The organism is Pedobacter albus, from assembly GCF_036324255.1.
In the GTDB taxonomy this organism is placed as follows: domain Bacteria; phylum Bacteroidota; class Bacteroidia; order Sphingobacteriales; family Sphingobacteriaceae; genus Pedobacter; species Pedobacter albus.
In genome coordinates, this window is sequence record NZ_JAZDQT010000001.1 from 2,042,596 (window position 1) to 2,066,363 (window position 23,768).

Below are 23,768 nucleotides of genomic sequence, written 5' to 3' on the forward strand. Positions count from 1 at the left end.
TAAAACAATCTCAAAAGCGCTTTTTAAACAGCTATGATTGAACAGATTACCCATCACAACAACCTGCTGGCCATTATCATTAGGGCCAATTACAAGAAAGAAGGCATCTCCTTTTTTACGCCTGGCGATTTCTCACAGCAACTGGGCTACATGAACAGGGCAAAGGGCTATGTAATCGATCCGCATGTGCATAACCTCGTCGAACGCAAGGTAACCCTAACCCAGGAGGCGTTATACGTTAAAACAGGAAAAGTCAGGGTAGATTTTTACGACGATGATCGCACCTACCTGGAAAGCAGAATTGTAGAAACTGGCGACGTTATTTTATTGGCCGCCGGCGGACATGGCTTCGAAATGCTTGAAGACACCGAAATGATCGAAATCAAGCAAGGCCCTTATTGCGGCGACGAAGACAAGGTACGATTTGAGCATAAACCCGAAAATATAAACCTGATTTCAAACAAAAATGAGCCAGAACTTTAAGCTTTACAGTCAATATTACGACCTCTTGTATCGAGATAAAAACTATCAGGCAGAGGCCAATTACCTGCACCAGCTCATTAAACAGTACCGTCCTCAAAGTACCGAGTTGCTGGAATTAGGCTCTGGTACGGGCAAGCATGCCTATTTACTGGCCAAATTGGGCTACCATACACTGGGCTTGGAACGCAGTGCCGAAATGGTCGAAATTGCCAACAAAACCCCAATGGAGCATGTTGCCTTTAAAGTTGCCGACATAACCGATTTTCAGCTAAACAAGTCTTTTGATGTGGCGCTGTCGCTTTTCCATGTCATCAGCTACCTTACCGATAATGATAGTCTAATCAATACGTTCAAGAATGTCAATCGCCATTTAAATCAAGATGGCTTATTTATTTTCGATGTTTGGCATAGTCCGGCAGTAAACTTTCAAGTACCAGAAAAACGCAGCAAAACACTTCAAGACGAGCATATTCATGTTACACGCCATGCAGCACCGGTAATTGACCGCGAGCATAACATAGTAGAGGTAAATTACGAGATAACTGTTGAAGACTTGAAAAACGGTCAGAAGACTACCTTTGGCGAGAACCACCCTATGCGCCATTTTAGTAAACCCGAAATAGAATTATTGGCTTATGCCACAGGATTTGAAGTTTTGCATGCCGAAGAATTTTTAAGCAAGGCTCCATCTTCGGTCGAAACCTGGGGTGTTTGCTACATATTAAGAAAAAAGTAAGATGAACCCTATTCCAGTTAATACGCCCCTGCTAAACGGAAACGAGCTCCAATATTTAACGCAATGTATAGAAACCGGTTGGATCAGCAGCGAAGGCCCTTTCATCACTAAATTCGAAGCGCAATTTAGCAACTATATAGGCTGCTCGCATGGCATTGCGGTAAGCAACGGCTCTGCGGCATTAGATATCGCGATTAAAGCCCTGAATATTGGCCCTGGCGACGAGGTCATCATGCCGGCTTTTACCATCATCTCCCCTGCGCAGTCTGTAGTTACTGCAGGGGCATTGCCGGTTTTGGTTGATAGCGATGCCCTGACCTGGAACATGGATGTGAACCAAATAGAAGCCAAAATTACGGCCCAAACAAAAGCCATCCTCGTTGTACATATTTACGGTTTGCCGGTTGATCTTGATCACATACTTGATTTGGCCAAAAAATATAAGCTCAAAGTAATAGAAGATGCGGCCGAAATGCATGGCCAAACCTATAAGGGCAAAATGTGTGGCAGCTTTGGCGATATCAGCATCTTTAGTTTTTACCCCAATAAGCACATTACCACCGGCGAAGGCGGCATGCTGCTCACAAACGACAGCGAGCTGGCCGAAAGGTGCAAAAAACTTCGGAACCTATGCTTTGAGCCCAATGGTCCGCGTTTTGTACACCACGAACTTGGCTGGAACTACCGGATGACCAATCTGCAGGCGGCCCTTGGCTTGGCACAATTAGAGCAAATTGACCATTTTATTGACAAAAAGAGGGCCATGGGCGCTTCCTATCAACAAGGGCTTTTGCCACTCAAGGCCAAAGGCTATCAGCTACCCCTTGAAAAAACCGAGTATAGCGAAAACATTTATTGGGTATTTGGCTTAGTTGCCCCAAGCCCGGAAGAAAAAGAAAGAATGGTTAACCTTTTAACCGAAAACAAAATTGGAACACGTCCTTTCTTTTGGTGCATGCACGAACAGCCAGTCTTTCAAAAAATGGGATTGTTTAAAAATGAAAGCTATCCCGTTGCCGAGAAATTGGCCAGAAATGGCTTTTACGTACCCAGTGGCCTAGGCTTAAGCGAGCCAGAACTGGCAACCGTGGTTTCGATATTTAACCAGTTCTAAAGAGATTACAAGGCAGCAAAAGTGGTAGGCATTATTACACTCAACCAAGATACATTTACCAATCCGACCCTGTATTCGATGATGGCCAAATTGAATGCAAAGAAAATTCCAGTGTGTTTGTTTTGTGGCTACCAAAGCAATCCCATTCCCGAAGCATTGGATCTTACCACTTACTTCGATGCGCCAAAAGGATTAAAACTGCCCAGAAAACCCCATAATCTCTTTAACTATTTGAAGACCTTTTTTAAGGTGGTTTCGCATATTAAAGAGAAAAGAATCAAGCATTTGATTGCGGTTGATGCGGCCGGATTGATTTTAGCCGGACGGATTAAAAGGTTTTCAAAAGACGTAGAACTTCACTACTGCTCTTTCGAAATCTTTTTCGCCGACGAAATCAAGAATTCTCCTTCACTGGTCAGCATGAAAGGCAAAGAGATTTTCTATTCCAACAAACTATCCTCTATCATCATTCAAGATCCCGTAAGGAAGCAGTTGTTGGCCAAAGAAAACCGGATAAGCCCCCAGTTTAAAAACTGGCACTTGATACCCGTAGCCCCTATTGTAATTGCAACTGGCCAAACCAAGTTTACCAAAGCCGATTTTGGCTTAAAAGAAACAGATACCGTCTATATCCATTCGGGCAGCGTGGGCCGCTGGGCCGGTATAAACCTTATTATAAATGCGCTTGAAAAAGGGCTTCCCGAATATACTTATATCTTTATCCACAATAAAGGCAAGTTTAACCCTGAAGACCCAAGCTATATCCAATTGCGCGAACTTCAAGCAAAGGGCGCTCCCGTGGTTTTGCACGACACCCTGTTTGAAAGCTACGAAGCCTACTGCTCTTTTTTAAAGCTATTCGACTATGGCATTGTGCTTTACGAAAGCGACAATGGCGTGCTTACCGGCATGAATATACAGGAAATTGGCCTTGCATCGGGCAAATTTGCCTGCTATATGGCCTTGGGGTTGCCAAGCGTACTTTCCAATTGTAAAACCTATGCCCAAATTTTAGAAAATCATGCAATTGGTGTAATTGCCAATGAGCAACACGATCTTCACTACCACATTGTGCAGCATAGCCTTCAGCAGGTCAAACCGGCTAATTGCCTCAGGTTTTATGATGAAGTGCTCGATCCCGATCGGCCGATAGACATTTTTATAAATACGATAAACTAACAGCACTTGGATCAAATGCCGTTTAAAATCTCTTATGTTTTTTGCACCAGAAACCGCCTGCCTTACCTCAAGTTTACGCTTGGCCGATTGATAGGCCAGTTACAAGCCGATGAAGAAATTATTGTGGTTGACGGCAATAGCACCGACGGAACCCAAGCCTACCTGGACCAGCTGTTTGAGGCAAAAAAAATAAACCAGTATGTTACCGAGCCCGACCGCAACCAGGCCCATGGCTGGAACAAGGCTTTATTAATGGCCAAGGGAACCATCGTCAAAAAAATAATAGACGATGATGTGTTCGACTTCAGGTCGATCAGAAAATGCGCCGATTACATGCTTGCTCATCCTAAGGTAGATGTAGTGATTTCTAACGATTTATCCTCCAGGTTGGATAATCCCACCGAAATTGTCAAGAACACCCGCCTCAGCCAATACACAAACTGGGCAACCAAACAAACAAGCTCTTTTACCTTTGGCGACGTGCACCTGTTGCTTCGGAAAAGTGCTTTGGCGCTCATTGGCCTTTACAATACCGGCTATGTAATGATCGATTGGGAATATTCGCTTAGGATCAGTTATTTGCAGGCAAACATCGTGTACTATACCGGCTATAACGCACTTTCTGTTTTTCAGGAGCAAAGTGTATCTGGACTAAAGAAAAACGACGAAATAGCCATACAAAGCAAAAGGGCCATGTTTTTTTACGACTATGCTGGCGACGATGCGGAAATTACGCTATGGTCTAAAATTAAAATCGCCATTGGCAAGAGGATTTTCTCTGCAAACGCCCCGTCAATGGACCAAAAAGAAATCGACAACATCAAGCAGATTTACGAAAGGCTCTATCAGGCCATCGAACAAATCAACAATGCCGAAGAATTCGATTTTATAACCGCAGCAAAGATCAATGAAACCAAAAGTTAAGATTAAATTCCAAAATGGACTATCATTCGAAACTTTTAAAAAGGATGTTTTCGATGTAAACCTGGTTTCTGAGGAATTTGACTTCATAGAATCGGCAACGCCCGACTTTATTGTTTTCGGCCCTTATGGCAACGACATTCCTCCTGTTGGAGATTATGTCCGGATTGGCTATTTCTGCGAAAACATTACGCCCGACTTCGAAAGTTGCGACTGGGCCTTTGGCATTCCGCTAGAAGAAGAGTTTAACAACCCAAAATACAGTCGCATTCAGTGGCACGGCATTGCGCCCAGCCAGTTGGTCAAGGCACCAAACAGAGATTTAGACGACCTTTTACGCCAGAAGAAACATTTCTGCAATTTCGTATACTCTAACCCGGTGCCATACCGCGAAGAGTTTTTTAGGCAATTGTCTAAATACAAAAAAATAGATTCGCCCGGCAAATCCATGAACAACATGGCTTGGCCTCAAAACAACAATACCGATTTAAAATGGGATGTGAAGCGCGATTTTCTGAAAGCGTATAAGTTTACCATCTCGTTCGAAAACTATGTTTATCCGGGCTACCAAACCGAAAAGCTTTATGATGCCATGTTCTCAGACAGCTTGCCCATTTATTGTGGCAACCCTTTGGTGGGCACCATATTTAACGGCGATAGTTTCCTGAATACCACCGATTACATTTTGCCCAAGCATAGCTCGCTAATCAATTGGCTACAGGCAAATAGCCAAAGCAATTTTGTGGACATCAGGCCTCAGTTTTACAAAAATCCTTACCACCGCCTCTGCAGAAAAGCGAAGGCCATTGGCAGAAACCTAAAAATGAAGCTCCAATTTAACAACCTGGATTTCAGTCCGCTTATCGACAGGATCATCGAGCTCGATCAAAAAGACGACCTCTACCTGCAATACCATTCCAAGCCATGGTTAGCCGATGGTGCCTTTGAGGCCCTTGAACAAACCAGAGCGCGCTGGTCTACAATTTTTTCATCAAAAAATGGCTAATCCCTTAATTTCGGTCATCATTCCGGCTTACAATGCTGAAAAATATATTGGCGATACCTTAAATTCGGTTCTAAGCCAGACCTATGCCCACCTTGAAATCATTGTGGTAAACGACGGCTCTACCGACGAAACCTTGGCCAAGGTGCAGTCATTCAGCGACGATAGGATTAAGATTGTAAGCCAAGTCAATAGTGGCGCCAGCAGTGCAAAACAATTGGGGCTAGCTCACATCCATGGCGAATTTGTACAATACCTTGATGCCGACGACCTTTTAAGCGAGGATAAAATAGAGGTTCAGGTAAAGGCATTGGCCAATCATCCCCATAAAATTGCAGTATGCAGCACCGTGCATTTCCATACAAACGAATCGTATACCGAGCAATTGCCTTCTCCTTATGAAGACGGTTTTCTTTACAGCACCGACGACCCCGCATCTTTTCTGATTAATTTATGGGGTGGCAATGGACAGGGCGGATCAATGATTCAGCCCAATGCCTTTTTAACCCCTGCAGCCGTTATCGAGAAAGCTGGTCCATGGAATTTAACCATATCGCCATGTGCCGATGAGGACGGAGAATATTTTTGTCGGGCGATATTAGCGAGCGATGGCCTGGTTTTTACACCCAAGGCCTTGAATTATTATCGGAAATTCGACAATAAAAATAGCCTCAGCGCCTTAAAAAGCTATCAGTCGCTGTTAAATCTGTATCGTTCTACGTTGCTTAAAGCCGATGCTTTGTTTGCCCATACACGCAACGAAACCGCCAAATTTGTGATAGCCCGCCAACTGATTGAACTTGCAGTGAGTACCTATCCCAAACATGCCTCCTTATCAAAGCAGATTAGGCAGGAAGTAAAAAAACTAGGTAATTATAGCTACACGCCAATAAGTGGTGGACCAACAGCGCGAAAACTATCTTTGTTATTGGGCTGGAAACTGACCCGCCTACTTCAATCGATCATCACTGCTAAATAAACGCTCTTGAGTACCAAACAACCCGACACCAAACTTTTATCGATCGATATTTTAAGAGGCATAGCCGCGTTGGCCGTTTGCTTTTTTCACCTAACAGGGAGCACCGGCCTTTCTAAAAACACGGTTGCGCTTGGCAAATATGGTTTCTTGGGGGTTGAGGTCTTTTTTGTGATCAGTGGCTTTATCATTCCCTACAGCATGTATAAAGCAAAATACCAGTTTAGTCTGTTTGGACGCTTTCTGGCCAAAAGGCTACTGAGGATACATCCTCCGTATTTGGCTACGCTCTTAATGACCATTCTGTTAATCTACTTGGTTAGAAGGCCCTACATGCCCTCGTGGCCCTCAATGATAAGCCATGTCTTTTACCTCGATCAGCTATTCCATTACGAATCCATATCGCCGGTATTTTGGACTTTGGTGATCGAAATACAGTTCTATATTTTTATCGGCTTATGTTTTTTCATCATCAATAATAAATCGACCGCACTATTTGTTGGCTTCATTCAAATTTTATTGCTCATTTTTTACCTTAACAACTGGGGCAATCTTTTTGGATGGATTGGCCTTTTTGTGTTGGGCATGATATTGTTCAGGTTCAAATACCTACAATTGCCCAAGTTTGTTTTTTGGACGCTTATTTTTCAATGTGCCCTATTAATCGGCTATAAAATCGGTATTGCCGAAAGCATCGCGGGTATACTTGCCGTTTTATATATCAATTACATTTCCATTCGCAGCAACGATAAAGCGTGGGTTAAGCCCTTGTTGTTCTTAGGCACCATCAGCTATTCGCTATACCTTATCCATTGGGAATTGGGAAGAACCGTTGTTGCCATAGTCAGACATATTCCTGTGCTGGGAGGCTTCGAGCTTTTCAGGGTGCTGATTGGCGTACTAAGCAGTATCTTATTGGCCTTTATCGGTTATCGCCTCATCGAAAAACCCGCTATCCAACTTTCAAAAACCATACCGCTAAAAACCAAATGATAGCCGTAGTTACTTCTTGTATTTATCCTGTTGCAACAATTGACAATGAAAAGAGAAGCCACGTTTCGTTAAGCGAACGCGAGCAGCAGACCATCCAAAGCATAGCCGAATTGGTGAAAAAAGGATTCTCGAAAATCATTATTGTCGACAATGCTGCCGTGGCCTATGATTTTTCTACAATTAAAGCCTTGGCTCCCCATATTGAGGTTGTTCAGCTCAAACAATACCAGTTTCAGAACAAGGGCATAAATGAATTGCTGATGCTTTTGGCCATTGTTGACGAGCTTCCGGAAAACGAAGTTATTTTTAAACTGAGTGCCAGGTACTGCCCCAATGAACATTTCAGCAAGAAATTTGATCCCAATTGCGACTTTAAGGTTAAAGGATACGATTTTGATCAGAAGAGAGGGACGATTTCTACCAGGGCCTATTTTGTAAAAAACAAAGCGGTTTATAAAGATTTCCTGCTCAAAACACTAAACGAAGTTTTTCTTTACCCGCAGAGGATTGTTGGATTAAGAAGTTTAGCCAACCTGTTTTCAAGCATCTTTAAACCCAGCTTTGCCCCTCGTTTTAATACTTCGATTGAATTTGCAGCGGCCAGGGTGCTTAAACACGAAAAATATAGTATAAAATTGGTCGATAGCATTGGCATTGAAGGCATTGTGGCCGGATCTGACCTCAACAGTCAAATTATTGAATAACCGGCACCCCATGATGAACCGCATAAAAAATTCGTTGCTTTTTAGGTTAAAACGATACTTTAAGCATTACGGTCGCAAAAACAGGATAAAGGCTACGGCCGCTTCCAAATTGAGTATCGGCGAAATAGATTCTTTAGAACTGCTCGAAATCTGCAAAAACTCGGGTCAGGCCATCGAAACTATTTATGACATAGGTGCCCATGTTGGCGTTTGGGCCCTTTTGGCCAAATCTGTATTTCCAAAAAGCAAAGTCGCCTGTTTTGAACCGCTAAGCCAGCACCTTCACCTGTTGCAGGCCAATATCGAACCACTAGAAGGTGTAAAGGTCTATCCTACCGCCCTAGGTGCAGCAAATGCAACACTTAGCATCAATATAGCCAACAGAAGCGATTCTTCGAGCATTATGGAACTTACCGAGCAGCAGTCTAAAATATTTGGCGTTGTTAAAGACACTACCGAAACCATCCAGGTAGCCAAGCTCGATGAATTTGTTAGGCAGCACAACATACCCCTACCCAACCTGATGAAGCTCGATATACAAGGCTATGAACTGGAGGCTTTGAAAGGTGGTATCGAATGTATGAAAGCCTGTAGGTTCGTTATTTTGGAAGTAAGCTTCCTAGAATTTTACAAAGGCCAGCCCCTGTTTGAAGAGGTGATTGCGTTTATGGCATCCCACCAATACAAAACCATCGCCCTTGGCTATAACACGGCCACGGGATGCCGCATTGAACAATGTGATATCTTATTTGAAAATAAAGCATTTTGAAAATATTCCTCTCTTTCCTCCAATCTAAACAGCAACACCCTATAGCCGCCTATAGTTTTTGGGAATACTATATAAAAAACGGAATTGAAGAAGCCGGCCACGAGTGGATAGAATGTGCCGACATAGACTGGGCCAAAGGACTGGTACCCCAACCGAAAGCGGAATTTAACGATTGGAAGAATGCTTCATGGGAAAAAACGATCAAATTCCTGAAACAGAACAGACCCGATGTATGGCTCAGCTACCTCTACCCAGAACAAGTAGATACAGGAGCCATTGAGGAAATAAAGAAAATGGGCATATTTTGTATCAATTTTTTCTGCGACAACATCAGGCTGTTTAAAAAGGCGCCACAAGCCTTTGGCGTATTCGATTTGAATTGGGTACCAGAATATGAAGCCATTGGCATGTACGAAAAAGCCCAATTCAGGCATATCAATCTGCCCATGCCCATGTGGGTAGCCCCCGCCTTTAGAACGGTACCGACAGCAGAAAATGGGCGGGTTTCTTTTATTGGTTCAAAAGACATCCAAAGGCAATTGTTTTTTGAAAAATTAATCGAGCTCAATCCGGCAATAGCACTCGATATTTATGGCCAAGGCTGGCAGGAGGACAAAACCACCAGCCAAAACAGGGTACCAAGCAATACGGTACTTGACAAAATCGGCAATCAGTTCCGCTTTGTGGCCAAACACGGCCTCAAGGCCTATAAAAACAAACTGTCTTTTGGCACGTTTAATCCGCAGGCAAGCACGGCTTTAAAGGCACTGATTAGAACCAAGCCCGATTTTGAACAATACATCCGCATTACAAGAGAAAGCGAAATTACGTTGGGCATTAATCGTTATCCAAGTTTCGACTATCCGCTGTATCGGCCAAATACCTACTCGAGGCTAAGAGATATAGAAGCGCCCATGCTAGGTGCATGCTATTTAACCGAGTGGGCCGAAGGTCTGGACAAGCTTTACGATATGGGCACCGAAATCGAAACCTTTAGAAACGAAGAACAACTGATCGAGAAAATAAAAGAATTGGCAAGCAATCCCTCAAAAAGGGCGATGTTAAGAACAAATGGACAAAAAAGGGCATTGAGCAAAAATTCTATCGTAGAATCGCTGTCCCAGATCAAGAACCTGCTGACCTAACCATTAAAATGCAAGAACGATTATTGCTGTACTTTAAAAAACCCAAATTAACCGATCGTTGGATTTATGGCGACAGGTATTTGAGGCGGTTCATTAAATTTTTGTCTGGAAAAAAGAAGATTGGAAGCCTGGAAAGGGTCTTTTTAAACCTCTGCAAAGGCCTTGAACTGCTCGGCATACCTTACCACAAAAACCTGCCCTTTAGCCAGATCAGGTCAAACGATAGGATCATTGCTTTGGGCATGGGCCCTCAGGTGCTGGCGGGCTACAACCAGCCCAATAAAATAATAGCCGGCATTGGATTAATGACCCATCCTTCCAATTGGCCCACTTTGTTTAAAGACTATCCCATTGCAACCTATTTGCAGCATTCTGAATGGTCGGCAGCAATTTACAACAGATGGTATGGTCCAAACAGCAGCAAAATATGGCCAGTAGGCATTGATACCGCTTATTGGCAACCCCAAAACACAGCAGCTCAGAAGACCATTCTTGTGTATGTCAAATTTTTATGGGATCGGGAGCTGAACGAAGAAAATCTATTGAAGCCAATCCTAAAGTTCTTGACGCAAAATAAAATCGACCATCGGCTAATTACCTACGGCAACTATATCCTTGAGGAGTATAAAGAGCAATTGACCAACAGCAAAGCGATGATTTTTCTGTGCGAACACGAAAGCCAAGGGCTGGCTTATCAGGAAGCCATGGCTATGGATGTGCCCATTTTTGCCTGGAACCAAGGCCTATGGTTAGATAAAAACCTACCCGCCTGGGGCGAAACCGAACCTGTAGCCGCCAGCGCCGTTCCTTATTTTGACGAAACGTGTGGCGATACCTTTAAGAATATAGAGGAGTTTGAACGCAAATTCCCTGCTTTCTATACAAATGTTGAGGCCCATGCCTTTCAGCCCAGAAAATATATCCTTGACCATTTAACACTCGAAAAAAGCACAGCACGAATGCTGGAAATCATCAAAGAAGTATACCAATGAGAATTCTTTTAATCATGGACCCCGGCATTCCTGTTCCTCCCCCAGCCTACGGCGGACACGAGCGTCTGGTTTATATGTTTGCCGAAGAATATGCAAAGCTAGGCCATGAGGTAAGTCTGCTAGCCGGCCCAGATTCGGCTATTTCTGGCAAAACTTATGCTTTCGGACAGAATAACCTGCAAAGATCAAAACGACAGAAACTGAAAGAACTGCTTTTTGTATGGAAGTTCTTGTACCAAAGAAAGAAGGATTTCGACTTGATCCATAATTTCGGCAGACTGGCCTATCTCCTTCCAATACTACAAAGCCCCGTAAAAAAAATCATGACCTACGGCAGGCCCGTTGCACAGCAAGGCATTAAAAAGGTGACTTCCCTGCCAAACCAAAACCTGATTTTTACGGCATGCAGCAATTATTGCGTAAATACGGGCAATGTAGCAGGCAGGTGGGAAACTGTTTACAATGCCATCGATTTTTCAAAATACCAGTTGCAGGAAGCAACAGCTACCGATGCTCCGCTGATGTTTCTGGGTAGGCTAGATCAAATCAAGGGGCTACACACGGCCATAGCAGTAGCCAAGGCAACCAACAATACCCTCTGGATTGGAGGCAATATTCCAGATACGGCCGATAATTACCAATATTATAAAGAAACATTGGAACCCCAATTTGACAACAAACAGATTATATACTTGGGGGCCTTAAACGACGAACAGAAAAACCATTACTTGGGGCGTTCAAAGGCACTGCTCTTTCCTATTGAATGGGATGAACCCTTTGGCATGGTGATGGTTGAGGCTATGGCTTGTGGCACACCTGTAATTGCATTCAAACGGGGTTCTGTACCCGAGGTTATACAAGAAAACACCACAGGTTTTATAGTCCATACCAAGGAAGAAATGATCGATGCCGTCGGTAAACTTGACCAAATAACTAGAAAAGCATGTAGGACCGCTGCTCAACAACGATTCGATTCTCCAGTCATTGCCAAAGAATATTTGCACTTACATGATCAAGAAAATAATTAAAAAAATCAGGTACGAACTCCAGTTTACCAATACAGATTATTACGCCCGGTTTTCTGACAAGTTCAACAAAAATTATTACCAGCGCAAGCTCAGAAACAGGATCGACAAACTCCCTCCAATAGCACTCGATACGGCAAATGCGGTATGTACCATTTGTATGCTTGCCAACCATCGTAATTTTACGGAATCAATGGCTGCGCTTTACAGTTTTTGCTTTTGGGAAAAAAGGGTTCACCTGCATTACCACGAGGATGGTTCGCTTTCGGAGCAAGAGATTTTAAAATTAAGGGAAAAGTTTCAAGGCATCACCATATTCAGAAGAAAGGAGCAAAATGAGCTGGTATCAGCTTACCTGAATGCAAGGGGGCTAACCTATTCGGCCAAGCTGAGGGAACAGTTTGTTTTTGCCTTGAGGCTTTTTGACATGCTGATTGAAAAGAAAAGCAAATATGTGATGCAATGCGACTCTGATGTGCTTTTCTTTAAGCGACCAGACGAAATCCTAAACATTGTGGCCACCAACAGCCATAACGGCTGTTACAATTTGGATGTAGACAACGTGTACACCTTTAAAAAAGATGTGCTTGAAAAATACGTCAAGGTACCCATGGTTAATCGGTTCAATGCAGGACTCTTTCTACACAATTTAGATACCTCCTTTTTCGATTTTATAGAATTGGTTATCAAAAACCAGCCCGAGAGTTTTTCTTCGTGGCACCTAGAGCAGACGCTTTTTGCCATGCAGGTGAGTATTCTGGGTAATTTCTTGCCGCTGCCCATTCAGTACGACCTGGCGCGGAAAGAACATGCCAAAAAAACGCCCCTGGTTAGCGAGCATTACGTGCACAGCACCGGCTACGATTTCCACAAAGATTTTATCTTCAAGTTATATCCGCAATACAGCAAACAGTGATTGTGATCATTACATCGGGCCAGCCTTCGCTCAATCCACGCTTGGTTAAAGAGGCCGATGCACTTGTTGATGCCGGTTATGAAGTAACGGTTATTTATCAATACTGGAATGATTGGGGAACAGCGCTCGACAAAAAGCTATTGGCCGGCAAAAAATGGAAAGCCCATTTGGTAGGCGGATCGCCTATAACCGGAAAGATACAGTATCTGAAATCAAGGTTGAGCTTTAAAATTGCCCGATTCCTCCTTAAAAAATTCGGTTTCAAGAACGCGCTACTAGAACAGGCCATAGGGAGATGCACCCCTATGTTAATCAACAAGGCCAAAGCCATAAAGGCCGATCTTTACATAGCCCACAACCTGGCCGCCTTGCCAGCAGCCGTACTGGCCGCCAAAAAGAACAAGGCCAAATGTGGCTTTGATGCCGAAGATTTCCACAGGAACGAAGTGAGCGACAATCCGTCCGATTTGGATGTTGCGCTTAAAACACGCATAGAAGACAAGTACTTGCCCCAGCTCGATTACCTTACTACGGCAAGCCCATTAATTAGCGATGCCTATAAAAAACTATATCCAAATAAAGCTCCATTAACCTTGCTCAATGTATTTCCCAAACAGCACCTGGTTAAGCAAAAGGCTAACGATTCTCCAGCATTAAAACTGTTTTGGTTTTCTCAAACCATCGGTATCAATAGAGGCCTAGAAAATGTGATAAAAGCAATTGGCAAAAAGAACGTCGAACTGCATCTATTGGGAAATCATGACGATTCTATACGAGCATATTTTACAGCATTGGCCAGTCAAAGCGGCTTAAGCCAAGATCATATCCATTTTTACAAACCTATTCCTGCCGATGAAATCTTCGCTTTTGCCACACGCTTCGATATCGGTTTGGCTACCGAGCTTAGTACCCCCAAAAACCGGGATATTTGCCTCACCAATAAAATATTCACTTATGTGCAATCGGGTTTGGCTGTTTTAGCATCAGCCACCACGGCACAATCGGCATTTTTGCAACAGTTCCCTGCCATGGGTGTGGTTTATGGGCAAAACGATATCCAATCGCTTTCATTGGCCATAGACAACTACGCAAATGACCGTAATCTTTTGGCCAATCATCAAGCCAATGCATCGGCCTATGCGCTCAACACGCTCAATTGGGATTACGAAAAAAATAAATTGCTCACCCTGGTTCATGCTACACTAACTTGAAAAACCATTTAAAAGCTTTGGATGGCGTTAGGGGCTTAGCCGCATTATACGTATTGATCCATCACGCACGTTTGGCACTAACCCAATCTTACCAAAGCGGGCTGGCCATACACCCCGAAAAATATGAGTGGTATGACAAGGTCCTGGTGTATTTTTTTAGCTTGTTCAAATTCGGGCATGAAGCCGTTATCATTTTCTTTGTGCTTTCCGGTTTTGTGATCCACCTCAAGCAAGCCAACAGCAATTACAACTTTAGCGATTTCAAACTGCTTACTTACCTTAAAAAAAGAACCATCAGGATATACCCTACCCTATTGGTTTCCTTTTTATTGTGCGCACTTGTTGACGGTATCATCTTTAAGTTCATCTCCCATGATGTAGGTTTATTTTCCAATTACACGTTCAGCAGTTTTTTATACAACCTGTTTCTCATACCCGATGCACCGATATGGGGCTATAATTTCCCCGTTTGGTCGTTAAAGCACGAATGGTTTTTTTATTTGGTTTATCCGCTTTTGTTGTGGCTTGCCAGTAAAAACTCTTTTTTCTCTTTAGCAGTCATTGCAGGCCTCTATTTCAGTTATTTGCTGGGTTTTAAAATTCCATACATAGGTCCGGTTGCCTACACCCTGCTCGTGTGGTCTTTGGGCAGCCTATTGGCGGTGCTTTATCACAATTCGCCCAAGTTGTTAAAATATATGCCCTACCTGTTATTGCTGTGTGTTGCATATCCGTTTGTAAGCAGGGCTGATAGCAACTATCCGGTTTTAGACCTTTGTTTTGGCTTGATTACCACAGGTTTTCTGTCGTTGATATTATTGGGCAAAGCTCCGATGATGAGCAATTTACTCATCAAAACCACATGGATCGGTACATTCTCTTATTCCTTGTACCTGTTGCACTCTCCGTTGTTAGACTTGTATAAGGCAATGATTATCAATTTGGAGCCCAGCCACAATTTGCCCTATCATTTGTGGTATGTAATATTGGCCATCGTAACCATTGTACCGATTACCTATTTCATCTATTACTTTACCGAACGTATTGCCATTAACTACAAAAAAAGATCGCTTTAACTTGAAACGCCTTTTGATCATTTCTCCGCACTTCCCGCCCGCCAACGCGGCAGATATGCAACGTGTAAGGATGAGCCTGCCCTATTTTGCAAGCCTGGGCTGGGAGGCAGCAGTAATTACGGTCGACCCACAATATGATGATGCGGTAAAAGACGAACTCCTGCTGGCTTCTGTACCTGCCGATATCAAAATCCACAAGGTGAAAGCCTTATCTAAAAAATGGACCAGTAAATTGGGTTTGGGAAGCCTAGCCCTAAGGTCGCTTTGGTTTTTCAGGAAAAAGGGCAATCAATTGTTGAAACAGCAAAAATTCGACCTCATCTATTTCTCTACCACCCAGTTTCCGGTATGTATTTTGGGCAATTACTGGAAAAAAAGATTTGGGGTTCCCTATGTGATCGATATGCAGGATCCATGGCATAGCGATTATTACAAGAATAAACCCAAATCAGAGCGCCCTAAGAAATATTGGTTCTCTTATCGCTTGCACAAATACCTGGAGCCAAAAGCGATGCAACAGGTAGATGGCCTCATCAGCGTATCTGAAAATTATATCCAAACATTGCATCAGCGTTATCCCCAACTCAAAACCAAACCAGCAGCCGTTATTACTTTTGGTGCTTTTGACATCGATTTTGAGATTGCCCAACAAAACAGCAAACAACTCGAGCTGGTTTTTCAACAGGCAACAGACAAAATCAACCTAATTTATATAGGTCGCGGTGGTTTTGACATGAAGCCTGCCTTGCAGACCTTATTTGGCGCATTTAAACAGGGTCTTGCTTTACAACCGGACTTATTTGGTAATGTACATTTTCATTTTATTGGCACCAGTTACGCTCCAAAAGGCAAAGGCGTACCAACAATAGCTCCGGTGGCCACAGCAATTGGCATTGCCGATTACGTAACAGAACATACCGATAGGATAGGTTTTTACCAAAGCCTTAAAAATATGCAACAAGCCGATGGATTGGTGATCATCGGCTCCGATCAGGCGGCCTATACCGCATCCAAGCTGTATCCGTACATCCTGGCCAAAAAGCCTTTGCTGGCCACGCTACATCCCGAAAGCAGTGCAACCAAAATCATGAAAGATTGCCATGCCGGCCATCTATTATACATTAACCAAGCTGTTGATGTGGCTATGCAAACCATGGCTTCGTATTTAGAATCTATCCATCAACATGTTCCTCCTCCTACCCGCTGGGAAGCATTCGAAGCGTTTACCGCGGCGCATACGACCCAAAAACAGGTAGAACTTTTTAATGAGGTTATAGCAAACCATGCAGTTCCTTTATAAATTTATCCTCAGAAGACCTTTCTTCAAAGGACAAGACAGGCTTTTCAACTACCTTTTTACGCGCCATAAACTGGGTAGCCAAACCCTTACGGTAAAGCCTATCGAAGGTAATTTCGAGATCAATTGCGATCCATTAACCTGGATCGGTGCCAAAATCATCTACACGGGCAATTATGAACCGGCGCTTAAAAAGGTCTTCCGCTCCGTTATCAAAAAAGGCGACCATGTATTAGACGTTGGGGCCAATATTGGTTTTCATACACTTTATTTTGCCGAACTGGTTGGAGCAAACGGCCAGGTGCGTGCATTTGAACCAGTTCCTAAAAACTTCCAGGCTTTAACAGCTAATATCGGCCTGAACAGTTTTAACAATATTGAGCCCAATAAAATTGCCCTGAGCAATAAGGAAGAGCAACTTTATATCCAAGCCGATGAAAACAGCGAAAATCCAGGGACTTTTAATCTGTTCGAGCTCAATGGCGATACCTTGATCCATTGTTATAGAGGCGATGAAATTGTAGGCGAAGACAGGGTCGACTTTATCAAAATTGATGTAGAGGGCTACGAAAGCTTTGTGATTGAAGGCCTGCTCGAAACCATTAAAAAAAACCGGCCCAAAATTATATTCGAATACGACAAACATTATCACAAAAAAACTGGTCTGCCCGAAGATCATATCTTTTCATTGCTTCAGGGGCTCGACTATCATTTTTTGCATGTATATAAAGATGGTCCTAAACCGATTGAGCAGTTTAAAAATCTCCAATCAGGTAATATTTTAGCACTTCCCCATGCGTAAAAAACTGGCCATTATCAGTACCCACCCTATCCAATATTATGCACCGGTATTTCAATTGTTGGCCAAGCAGCTTAAGCTGAAGGTTTTTTACACCTGGGGCGAACAGTCGTTGCATAAATACGACCAGGGCTTTAAGCAGCATATCGTTTGGGATATTCCCTTGCTTGAGGGCTATGATTACACCTTTTTGATGAACACGGCAAAAGACCCTGGCACCCATCATTTTAAAGGCATTATCAATCCAGGCTTGGTAGATGCGATACAGGATTTTGCTCCTGATGCTATTTTAATTTACGGCTGGGCCTGGCAAAGCCATTTAAAGGCGCTTAGACATTTCAAAGGCAAAATTCCGGTTTATTTTAGGGGCGATTCTACGCTGCTCGACCAACAAAATGGCCTTAAGCACCTGCTGAGAAAGTTGTTTCTTAGATGGGTTTATAGCCATGTGGATTATGCTTTTTATGTAGGAACAGCAAACAAGGCCTATTTTAGGTATTTTGGCTTGAAAGAACGGCAATTGATTTTTGCCCCACATGCCATTGATAATGCACGCTTTGAGCTTTCGGCGAGTGAAGAAGCCAAGGCATTAAGAGAAAATCTAGGCGTAGGTATCAACGACATACTGATTCTCTTTGCTGGCAAATTGGAAAGCAAAAAAGCGCCTTTGTTTTTATTACACGCCTTTCAACAGCTGAACAATCCAAATCTTCACCTCTTGTTTGTGGGCAACGGACAGCTAGAACAAACGCTAAAAGATACCGTAAAGGCCAATACTATCAATAATGTGCATTTCATGGATTTTCAGAACCAAACACAAATGCCCTCAATTTATCAATGCGCTGATCTTTTCTGCTTACCTTCTCAAGGGCCCGGTGAAACATGGGGCCTTGCCGTCAATGAAGCCCTAGCCAGCGGACTTGCGGTTCTGGTCTCGGATAAAGTAGGCTGCGCTACAGATTTGGTCGATTCCACTGTTGGCGATTGCTTTAAAAGTGGCGATATAGGCGATATCAAACAAAAATTGATAGCTTTAACTGCGCAAAAACAAACCTTAGCCAGCATGGGACAAAACGCCAAGCAAAAAATCCAAGAGTGGAGCTTTGAACATCAGGCTCAAGCCATAGTAGAATATGTTAGCAGATAGATACCAAAACAATTCCAAACAAAAAGTCCTTATCCTGATTTATTTACCCTGGATAATTTCTTTCATTGTGCAGATAGATCCTGTTGTTTCCTACTTAACGGCTTGGCTGGGTTCTTTTTTTATTTTCTATTGGACCCTATTTTCAAGGCTGAGGTTTATTCCATTAGACTTGCCCTTAAGCAAGCAGGTTATGCGGCCTATTGTATTGATACAGCTTATTTTTGCGGGCTTTATGTGCACCACTTCTATTTTTTACTTTTTAGACCATATGGGCTACGAGTATTTTAATAAAGTAAGCATTTTACCTTTTAAGGCTACGCAACAAACTTATTTCATTGCCGAATGCCAGCGTCTTTCCTTATTGGCACATGCCGCATTGGTTACCGGAATGATTCTCAAAATCAAGCAGTACCCCATCATTAAGCATCGGCTCAACATTAATCTCGATTTTTTCCTCATCTGGCTCTGCGTGGCCTGTTATCTTCTGGGCGCCGCTACTTCCCGTATACACAGTATCAGCCAATTTTCGTTCGGTTTGATCAATATTTCCATTACCTGTAGCGCCTTTATATTCGTGAGAGGCATTGTGAAGCGAAAAACCGGCTTCATGCTATTTGGAGGTGGTCTTTTCCTCGTCAACTTCCTGGCCTCAACATTAACCGGCTATAAGGAAAGTATCATTATCAATGTGATCATTATCGGCTTTTTACTCTACCCCTATTTTAAAAAGCTTATTTTAACGCTTGCCATTCCAACAATCTATATCCTGCTGTATATTTTGCCCACATTTGCCAGTATTGTGCGTTCACAATCGTGGTCGGGCCAAAAAAGCGCACAAGAAGCCCGTACGGAAGCATTTAATGCCGTATTGGTTAGCGACGAAGCCGATATCAACGAAACCAATTGGGCCTTTCTTACCTTGCGACTGAGCGAAATAGACATGTTTACACAATTTGCCAAACATGTTCCGGGCGAACGAGACTATTATGGATTCGAGATCATTAAAAATTCTGTATTGGCCATCATTCCCCGAGCAATTTGGCCTAATAAATTCGTCACAGAAACGATTTCGATGGAGCGTGTATACGACGCTGGCGTCGCCAATAGAAACTCTAATGTATCGGCCAAGACCAGACCTGTAGTAGATGGTTATTTAAGTGCCGGAGGCATTGGCGTATTTATCTCTATCTTTCTTTATGGCATGATTGCCCAATCGCTCTGCAACAAGGCCGAAGAATGGTTTGGAGGCTATGAACTGGGCTGTATCGTAATATTCAATGCCATTTTTCAGAATCTTTGGCGGGGTAATAATTTTGAATTCCTGCTCAACAATATCTTTTACGGCTATTTGGCCATGTATGCCATTTATTGGATTCTTAGGCGATCCAATACTTTAATAGAACTCGATGTTTACGAAGATACTGCAGATCAGCGCCGCGTATAAGCCAGCCTATATTTATGGCGGACCAACCATGTCGGTGGCCAAGCTCTGCGAAGCGCTGACAAAAGCGAATGTGCCTATCGAAGTACTCACCACAACGGCCAATGGCCAAACCGAGCTCAAGGTTAAACCCAACGAAGCGCAAAACGTAGATGGTGTAGCCGTGAGCTATTTTAAACGCCTAACCAAAGACCATACGCACTTCTCACCTGCTCTGTTAAAAGCCTTAAAATCTAAAATCAAGCAAGATAAACAGGTGGTTGTGCATATCCATGCCTGGTGGAACCTGGTATCGCTATTGAGTTGCCAAGTGGCCAAATGGAACAAGGTTCCGGTAGTTTTATCGCCACGGGGCATGCTTACCGATTATACTTTGGGCAACAGAAATGCCAGCTTCAAATCCATCATCCATCGGTTTATGGGCAAAAGGCTCTTGCGCTATTGCCATATCCACGTAACCAGCGAAAAAGAAAAACAAGACGTTTTACGTTTCATCCAGCCCAAAAGCACTACGGTTATTCCCAACTTGGTAGAACTAGGCAAAAGTGAGGTGGCAAAGCCAAAAAACATTACTTCAGCACAATTCAGGCTCATCTTTTTGTCGAGGATAGAAGAAAAAAAAGGTTTGGAACTACTACTCAAAGCTTTGGCGAATGTTTCATTCGATTGGTCGCTGAGCCTAGCCGGTTCTGGCACAAACGCGTATGTTGAAAGCCTGCAATTGTTGGCTCAACAACTAGGGATAGCTTCTAATATTAGTTGGATCGGACAGGTAAAACCTGAAGATAAATTCGAGGTATTGGCTCAACACGACCTCATGGCATTGACTTCTTATAATGAGAATTTTGCCAATGTAGTGGTAGAAAGCCTTAGCGTAGGTACACCAGTATTGCTCTCAGACCAAGTAGGTCTGGCCGATTATGTGCTGGAAAAAGAGCTGGGCTGGATCTCGACATTAAACATCGAAAACATTGTCGAGCAATTAACCAAGGCTTATCAAGCCAAAGCACAACGCGAACAGATCAGACAAATTGCACCAGACCTAATCGCAACGGATTTTAATCCGGCCCAACTGGTCCAAAAATACATTTCACTTTACCAAAAAGTACAATAAATGGCAGATTATAAAGATTACGGCTACCAAAATGCTTCGGCCACACACGCCCACCAATATATTGTAGCACCCATTATCAAACTGCTTGACAAAGCCAGCAACTGCTGTATTTTAGACCTGGGTTGTGGCAATGGAGCTTTGGTCGAAACACTGGTTAATCAGGGTTTTAATGCCTACGGAACCGATGCTTCGGCAACAGGCATTCAAATCGCTTCCACATTTTCGGCCGATCGTTTTGCCATCCAAGACCTCTCGAGCGACGACCTGCCCGAAAAATTTGCACAGCTTCGGTTCGATACCATCGTTTCTACCGAAGTAATCGAACATTTATACGACCCGAGAAAATTTATACAATTCTGCAAAACCATTTTACAAAAAAACGGTGGCGGATCGATTATTTTAAGCACGCCTTACCACGGCTACCTCAAAAACCTCTTGCTGGCCATTGCCGGCAAATGGGACAGCCATGCCAACCCGCTTTGGGATGGTGGCCATATCAAGCTATGGTCTAAGGCTACCTTAAGCCAACTGCTGGAAGAATATGGTTTTAAGGTAACCGATTTTGTAGGCTGTGGCCGAATTCCCTATGTTTGGAAATCGATGGTGATCAAAGCAACAATCTAATTTGATGAACAAGGAATTCAGTTTTATCATTCTTACCTTTAACGAAGAAGAGCATTTGCCAAGATTGCTCCAATCTATAGCGGGTTTAAATGCGCAAACTTTTATTCTCGATTCGGGCAGCACGGACCAAACTTTGGCCATTGCCCAACAGTTTGGCGCACTAGTTAAAACCAATGCTTTCGAAAACCACCCTAAACAATGGGATTTTGCCCTAAAAAACTTCGAAATCAGCACGCCTTGGATCATTGGCTTAGATGCCGACCAAATTGTAACGCCAGAGCTTTTTAAACAGCTTGAAAGTTTCCGCGACAGTGATTACGCCAACATCAACGGCATCTATTTTAACCGGAAAAATTACTTTAAGGGGAAATGGATCCGGTTTGGCGGTTTTTATCCCAAATACCTGCTCAAAATGTTCAGAACCGGTGTTGGTTTTTCCGACCTGAACGAAAATATGGACCATCGTTTTATTGTTCCGGGGCAAACCGCCATCTGGAAGAAGGGCCATATCCTGGAAGAAAACCTGAAGGAAAACAAAATCAGCTTTTGGATAGCCAAGCACAACCGCTACAGCGACCTGATTGCCCAAGAGGAAATAGAACGGCTCAACAAACAGCGCGAACAGACGCTGAAACCTAAATTATTCGGCAATCCAGACGAGCGGAATGCCTGGCTCAAAAGATTATGGTGGAAATTACCCTTGGGTTTGAGGCCTTTTTTCTATTTTAGCTATCGCTTAATTTTTAAATTGGGCTTTTTAGACGGGTCTACAGGCATCTTGTTTCACTTTTTACAGGCTTTTTGGTTCCGTTTAATCGTCGATGTGAAGATTAAGGAAATACTAAAGGAAACGCATTCAACAAAATAATCGATATGGAACAGCAGCTTGACAAGAAAAAAGCTAACCGCACGGCCATCTTATTTGTAGTTAAACTCTTGTTCTTCTACTTTTTGTTTAGTCAGGGTAATTTGTACATGAACAGTGCAACCAGTGTAGGCGGACGCTTCTACAATCCGTTTTTAGCCGAGCACCTCAACTATGTTCAAGGCTTAAGAACGGCGCTTATTGCTCCGGCAACCTGGATCATTAAGCTCTTTGGCTTTTATGCCATCCACAATGGCACCGATGTACTGGTAGTTGATGGCCCCTACCTGCGTGTTAACTATGCCTGTTTGGGGCTTGGTGTCATGTCATTCCTCACCGCCTTTGTGATTGCTTTTCCGGCCAAGCTCAAAGCCAAATTTAGGCTCTTGGTTTTTGGACTTATCCTCATTTATGTGCTCAACATGCTGCGCATTGCGGCTTTAGGTGTACTATTGGGCTTTTTCAAATCACAGCGCAATAACTTTACCTACCACCACGAGGTATTCAATATCTTGGTTTACATTATTATTTTCTTTGTACTTTATTATTGGGTAAAGAAAAACACGGTGAGGCCAACTTTATCAAAATCAGATACGCCCATTGAACCAGCAAACCCAGCTTCATAAGAATTTCGACAAAAAGGATTTTAATCCAGGGGCCTCGGCTTTGAAGATCACCTGTTGGTATTTAACCAGCATGCTCTTCTTTCGCTCGGGTTTGATGCCTATCAGTTCGGTATTGGTGTTTTTGTTGCGCCTTTTTGGAGCCAAAATTGGTAAAGACGTCAGGATAAAGCCTTATATCTATGTACATTACCCCTGGAAACTCAGTGTTGGCGATTATTCTTGGCTAGCCGAATGCAGGATAGAAAATCTTGACCAGGTCAATATCGGCAACAATGTGTGCGTTTCGCAACAAGCCATGTTGCTTACCGGCAACCACGATTACAAAAAGACGGGATTTGACCTGATAACCAAGCCTATTACTTTAGAAGATGGGGTTTGGATTGGCGCCAAAGCCATCGTTTGTCCGGGTATCAAAGCCCATTCTCATGCCGTGCTTACCGTAGGTTCTATTGCCACCAAAGATTTAGCGGCCTATTCGATCTATCAAGGCAATCCAGCAGTTAAGGTAAAAGACAGGACTATTAGCTAGCTAATTGGTTCATTAGTTCATTGGTTCATTGGAAACTGTTAACTGCGAACTGTTCAATGGTCATTAGGCATTGGTTCATTCAG

General features: G+C 43.2%; 25 protein-coding genes. All 25 read left to right on the top strand.

What is annotated here, in order from left to right; translation table 11 throughout:
* Positions 1–33: 33 nt before the first annotated feature.
* From VRU48_RS08450 to VRU48_RS08570, 25 genes are read left to right on the top strand one after another with little or no spacing between them, the layout of a single operon-like run.
* A complete protein-coding gene (locus VRU48_RS08450; protein WP_330107484.1) occupies positions 34–483 on the top strand; it encodes a cupin domain-containing protein in 450 nt (149 codons plus the stop codon).
* Entirely contained in the window at positions 467–1,219 is a 753-nt protein-coding gene (locus VRU48_RS08455; protein ID WP_330107485.1) for a class I SAM-dependent DNA methyltransferase, read from the top strand. Before VRU48_RS08450 ends, VRU48_RS08455 begins: the two co-directional genes overlap by 17 nt.
* Before the next feature lies 1 nt (position 1,220).
* Positions 1,221–2,333: a DegT/DnrJ/EryC1/StrS family aminotransferase gene (locus tag VRU48_RS08460; RefSeq protein WP_330107486.1), complete on the top strand. Its 1,113-nt coding sequence runs from the start codon at positions 1,221–1,223 to the stop codon at positions 2,331–2,333.
* A gap of 21 nt (positions 2,334–2,354) precedes the next feature.
* A complete protein-coding gene (locus VRU48_RS08465; protein ID WP_330107487.1) occupies positions 2,355–3,512 on the top strand; it encodes a hypothetical protein in 1,158 nt (385 codons plus the stop codon).
* 15 nt (positions 3,513–3,527) lie between these two features.
* Complete coding sequence (locus VRU48_RS08470) at positions 3,528–4,436, top strand: glycosyltransferase (protein WP_330107488.1); 909 nt, start codon at positions 3,528–3,530, stop codon at positions 4,434–4,436.
* The gene (locus VRU48_RS08475) at positions 4,420–5,439 is read left to right on the top strand and encodes a glycosyltransferase family 10 domain-containing protein (protein ID WP_330107489.1); all 1,020 of its coding nucleotides are present in this window, start codon (positions 4,420–4,422) and stop codon (positions 5,437–5,439) included. Before VRU48_RS08470 ends, VRU48_RS08475 begins: the two co-directional genes overlap by 17 nt.
* Positions 5,432–6,415, top strand: a complete 984-nt coding sequence (locus VRU48_RS08480) for a glycosyltransferase family A protein (RefSeq protein WP_330107490.1) — start codon at positions 5,432–5,434, stop codon at positions 6,413–6,415. The genes VRU48_RS08475 and VRU48_RS08480 overlap by 8 nt, the downstream gene beginning before the upstream one ends.
* Positions 6,416–6,421: 6 nt before the next feature.
* Positions 6,422–7,405: an acyltransferase family protein gene (locus VRU48_RS08485; protein WP_330107491.1), complete on the top strand. Its 984-nt coding sequence runs from the start codon at positions 6,422–6,424 to the stop codon at positions 7,403–7,405.
* On the top strand, positions 7,402–8,109 hold the full coding sequence (locus VRU48_RS08490; protein WP_330107492.1) for a hypothetical protein: 708 nt from the start codon (positions 7,402–7,404) through the stop codon (positions 8,107–8,109). The genes VRU48_RS08485 and VRU48_RS08490 overlap by 4 nt, the downstream gene beginning before the upstream one ends.
* Positions 8,110–8,119: 10 nt before the next feature.
* On the top strand, positions 8,120–8,878 hold the full coding sequence (locus tag VRU48_RS08495) for an FkbM family methyltransferase (RefSeq protein ID WP_330107493.1): 759 nt from the start codon (positions 8,120–8,122) through the stop codon (positions 8,876–8,878).
* Positions 8,875–10,023, top strand: a complete 1,149-nt coding sequence (locus VRU48_RS08500; RefSeq protein ID WP_330107494.1) for a glycosyltransferase — start codon at positions 8,875–8,877, stop codon at positions 10,021–10,023. The genes VRU48_RS08495 and VRU48_RS08500 overlap by 4 nt, the downstream gene beginning before the upstream one ends.
* Positions 10,024–10,031: 8 nt before the next feature.
* A complete protein-coding gene (locus tag VRU48_RS08505; protein WP_330107495.1) occupies positions 10,032–11,015 on the top strand; it encodes a glycosyltransferase family protein in 984 nt (327 codons plus the stop codon).
* On the top strand, positions 11,012–12,043 hold the full coding sequence (locus VRU48_RS08510; protein WP_330107496.1) for a glycosyltransferase family 4 protein: 1,032 nt from the start codon (positions 11,012–11,014) through the stop codon (positions 12,041–12,043). The genes VRU48_RS08505 and VRU48_RS08510 overlap by 4 nt, the downstream gene beginning before the upstream one ends.
* On the top strand, positions 12,024–12,956 hold the full coding sequence (locus VRU48_RS08515; protein WP_330107497.1) for a hypothetical protein: 933 nt from the start codon (positions 12,024–12,026) through the stop codon (positions 12,954–12,956). The genes VRU48_RS08510 and VRU48_RS08515 overlap by 20 nt, the downstream gene beginning before the upstream one ends.
* A complete protein-coding gene (locus VRU48_RS08520; RefSeq protein WP_330107498.1) occupies positions 12,953–14,167 on the top strand; it encodes a glycosyltransferase family protein in 1,215 nt (404 codons plus the stop codon). The genes VRU48_RS08515 and VRU48_RS08520 overlap by 4 nt, the downstream gene beginning before the upstream one ends.
* Positions 14,164–15,243 (top strand): acyltransferase family protein, encoded by a 1,080-nt coding sequence (locus VRU48_RS08525; protein ID WP_330107499.1) that lies wholly within the window; start codon positions 14,164–14,166, stop codon positions 15,241–15,243. The genes VRU48_RS08520 and VRU48_RS08525 overlap by 4 nt, the downstream gene beginning before the upstream one ends.
* A gap of 1 nt (position 15,244) precedes the next feature.
* The gene (locus VRU48_RS08530; RefSeq protein WP_330107500.1) at positions 15,245–16,543 is read left to right on the top strand and encodes a glycosyltransferase; all 1,299 of its coding nucleotides are present in this window, start codon (positions 15,245–15,247) and stop codon (positions 16,541–16,543) included.
* On the top strand, positions 16,527–17,342 hold the full coding sequence (locus VRU48_RS08535; protein ID WP_330107501.1) for an FkbM family methyltransferase: 816 nt from the start codon (positions 16,527–16,529) through the stop codon (positions 17,340–17,342). The genes VRU48_RS08530 and VRU48_RS08535 overlap by 17 nt, the downstream gene beginning before the upstream one ends.
* On the top strand, positions 17,335–18,486 hold the full coding sequence (locus VRU48_RS08540; protein WP_330107502.1) for a glycosyltransferase family 4 protein: 1,152 nt from the start codon (positions 17,335–17,337) through the stop codon (positions 18,484–18,486). Before VRU48_RS08535 ends, VRU48_RS08540 begins: the two co-directional genes overlap by 8 nt.
* Entirely contained in the window at positions 18,473–19,930 is a 1,458-nt protein-coding gene (locus tag VRU48_RS08545) for an exosortase Y-associated Wzy-like protein (RefSeq protein WP_431311626.1), read from the top strand. The genes VRU48_RS08540 and VRU48_RS08545 overlap by 14 nt, the downstream gene beginning before the upstream one ends.
* Positions 19,893–21,041: an XrtY-associated glycosyltransferase XYAG1 gene (locus VRU48_RS08550; protein ID WP_330107504.1), complete on the top strand. Its 1,149-nt coding sequence runs from the start codon at positions 19,893–19,895 to the stop codon at positions 21,039–21,041. Before VRU48_RS08545 ends, VRU48_RS08550 begins: the two co-directional genes overlap by 38 nt.
* Entirely contained in the window at positions 21,042–21,665 is a 624-nt protein-coding gene (locus tag VRU48_RS08555) for a class I SAM-dependent methyltransferase (RefSeq protein WP_330107505.1), read from the top strand.
* A gap of 4 nt (positions 21,666–21,669) precedes the next feature.
* Complete coding sequence (locus VRU48_RS08560; RefSeq protein ID WP_330107506.1) at positions 21,670–22,533, top strand: glycosyltransferase family 2 protein; 864 nt, start codon at positions 21,670–21,672, stop codon at positions 22,531–22,533.
* A gap of 5 nt (positions 22,534–22,538) precedes the next feature.
* Complete coding sequence (gene xrtY, locus VRU48_RS08565) at positions 22,539–23,156, top strand: exosortase Y (protein WP_330107507.1); 618 nt, start codon at positions 22,539–22,541, stop codon at positions 23,154–23,156.
* Positions 23,131–23,685, top strand: a complete 555-nt coding sequence (locus VRU48_RS08570; protein WP_330107508.1) for a WcaF family extracellular polysaccharide biosynthesis acetyltransferase — start codon at positions 23,131–23,133, stop codon at positions 23,683–23,685. Before xrtY ends, VRU48_RS08570 begins: the two co-directional genes overlap by 26 nt.
* Positions 23,686–23,768: the final 83 nt, after the last annotated feature.

Bases quoted from the DNA above. Each gene is read 5' to 3' on its own strand.
- VRU48_RS08545 (WP_431311626.1), top strand. From the start codon at position 18,473: ATGTTAGCAGATAGATACCAAAACAATTCCAAACAAAAAGTCCTTATC.
- VRU48_RS08470 (WP_330107488.1), top strand. From the start codon at position 3,528: ATGCCGTTTAAAATCTCTTATGTTTTTTGCACCAGAAACCGCCTGCCT.
- VRU48_RS08505 (WP_330107495.1), top strand. From the start codon at position 10,032: ATGCAAGAACGATTATTGCTGTACTTTAAAAAACCCAAATTAACCGAT.
- xrtY (WP_330107507.1), top strand. From the start codon at position 22,539: ATGGAACAGCAGCTTGACAAGAAAAAAGCTAACCGCACGGCCATCTTA.
- VRU48_RS08495 (WP_330107493.1), top strand. From the start codon at position 8,120: ATGATGAACCGCATAAAAAATTCGTTGCTTTTTAGGTTAAAACGATAC.
- VRU48_RS08490 (WP_330107492.1), top strand. From the start codon at position 7,402: ATGATAGCCGTAGTTACTTCTTGTATTTATCCTGTTGCAACAATTGAC.
- VRU48_RS08560 (WP_330107506.1), top strand. From the start codon at position 21,670: ATGAACAAGGAATTCAGTTTTATCATTCTTACCTTTAACGAAGAAGAG.
- VRU48_RS08510 (WP_330107496.1), top strand. From the start codon at position 11,012: ATGAGAATTCTTTTAATCATGGACCCCGGCATTCCTGTTCCTCCCCCA.
- VRU48_RS08550 (WP_330107504.1), top strand. From the start codon at position 19,893: ATGTTTACGAAGATACTGCAGATCAGCGCCGCGTATAAGCCAGCCTAT.
- VRU48_RS08475 (WP_330107489.1), top strand. From the start codon at position 4,420: ATGAAACCAAAAGTTAAGATTAAATTCCAAAATGGACTATCATTCGAA.
- VRU48_RS08460 (WP_330107486.1), top strand. From the start codon at position 1,221: ATGAACCCTATTCCAGTTAATACGCCCCTGCTAAACGGAAACGAGCTC.
- VRU48_RS08535 (WP_330107501.1), top strand. From the start codon at position 16,527: ATGCAGTTCCTTTATAAATTTATCCTCAGAAGACCTTTCTTCAAAGGA.
- VRU48_RS08455 (WP_330107485.1), top strand. From the start codon at position 467: ATGAGCCAGAACTTTAAGCTTTACAGTCAATATTACGACCTCTTGTAT.
- VRU48_RS08450 (WP_330107484.1), top strand. From the start codon at position 34: ATGATTGAACAGATTACCCATCACAACAACCTGCTGGCCATTATCATT.
- VRU48_RS08555 (WP_330107505.1), top strand. From the start codon at position 21,042: ATGGCAGATTATAAAGATTACGGCTACCAAAATGCTTCGGCCACACAC.
- VRU48_RS08480 (WP_330107490.1), top strand. From the start codon at position 5,432: ATGGCTAATCCCTTAATTTCGGTCATCATTCCGGCTTACAATGCTGAA.
- VRU48_RS08515 (WP_330107497.1), top strand. From the start codon at position 12,024: ATGATCAAGAAAATAATTAAAAAAATCAGGTACGAACTCCAGTTTACC.
- VRU48_RS08540 (WP_330107502.1), top strand. From the start codon at position 17,335: ATGCGTAAAAAACTGGCCATTATCAGTACCCACCCTATCCAATATTAT.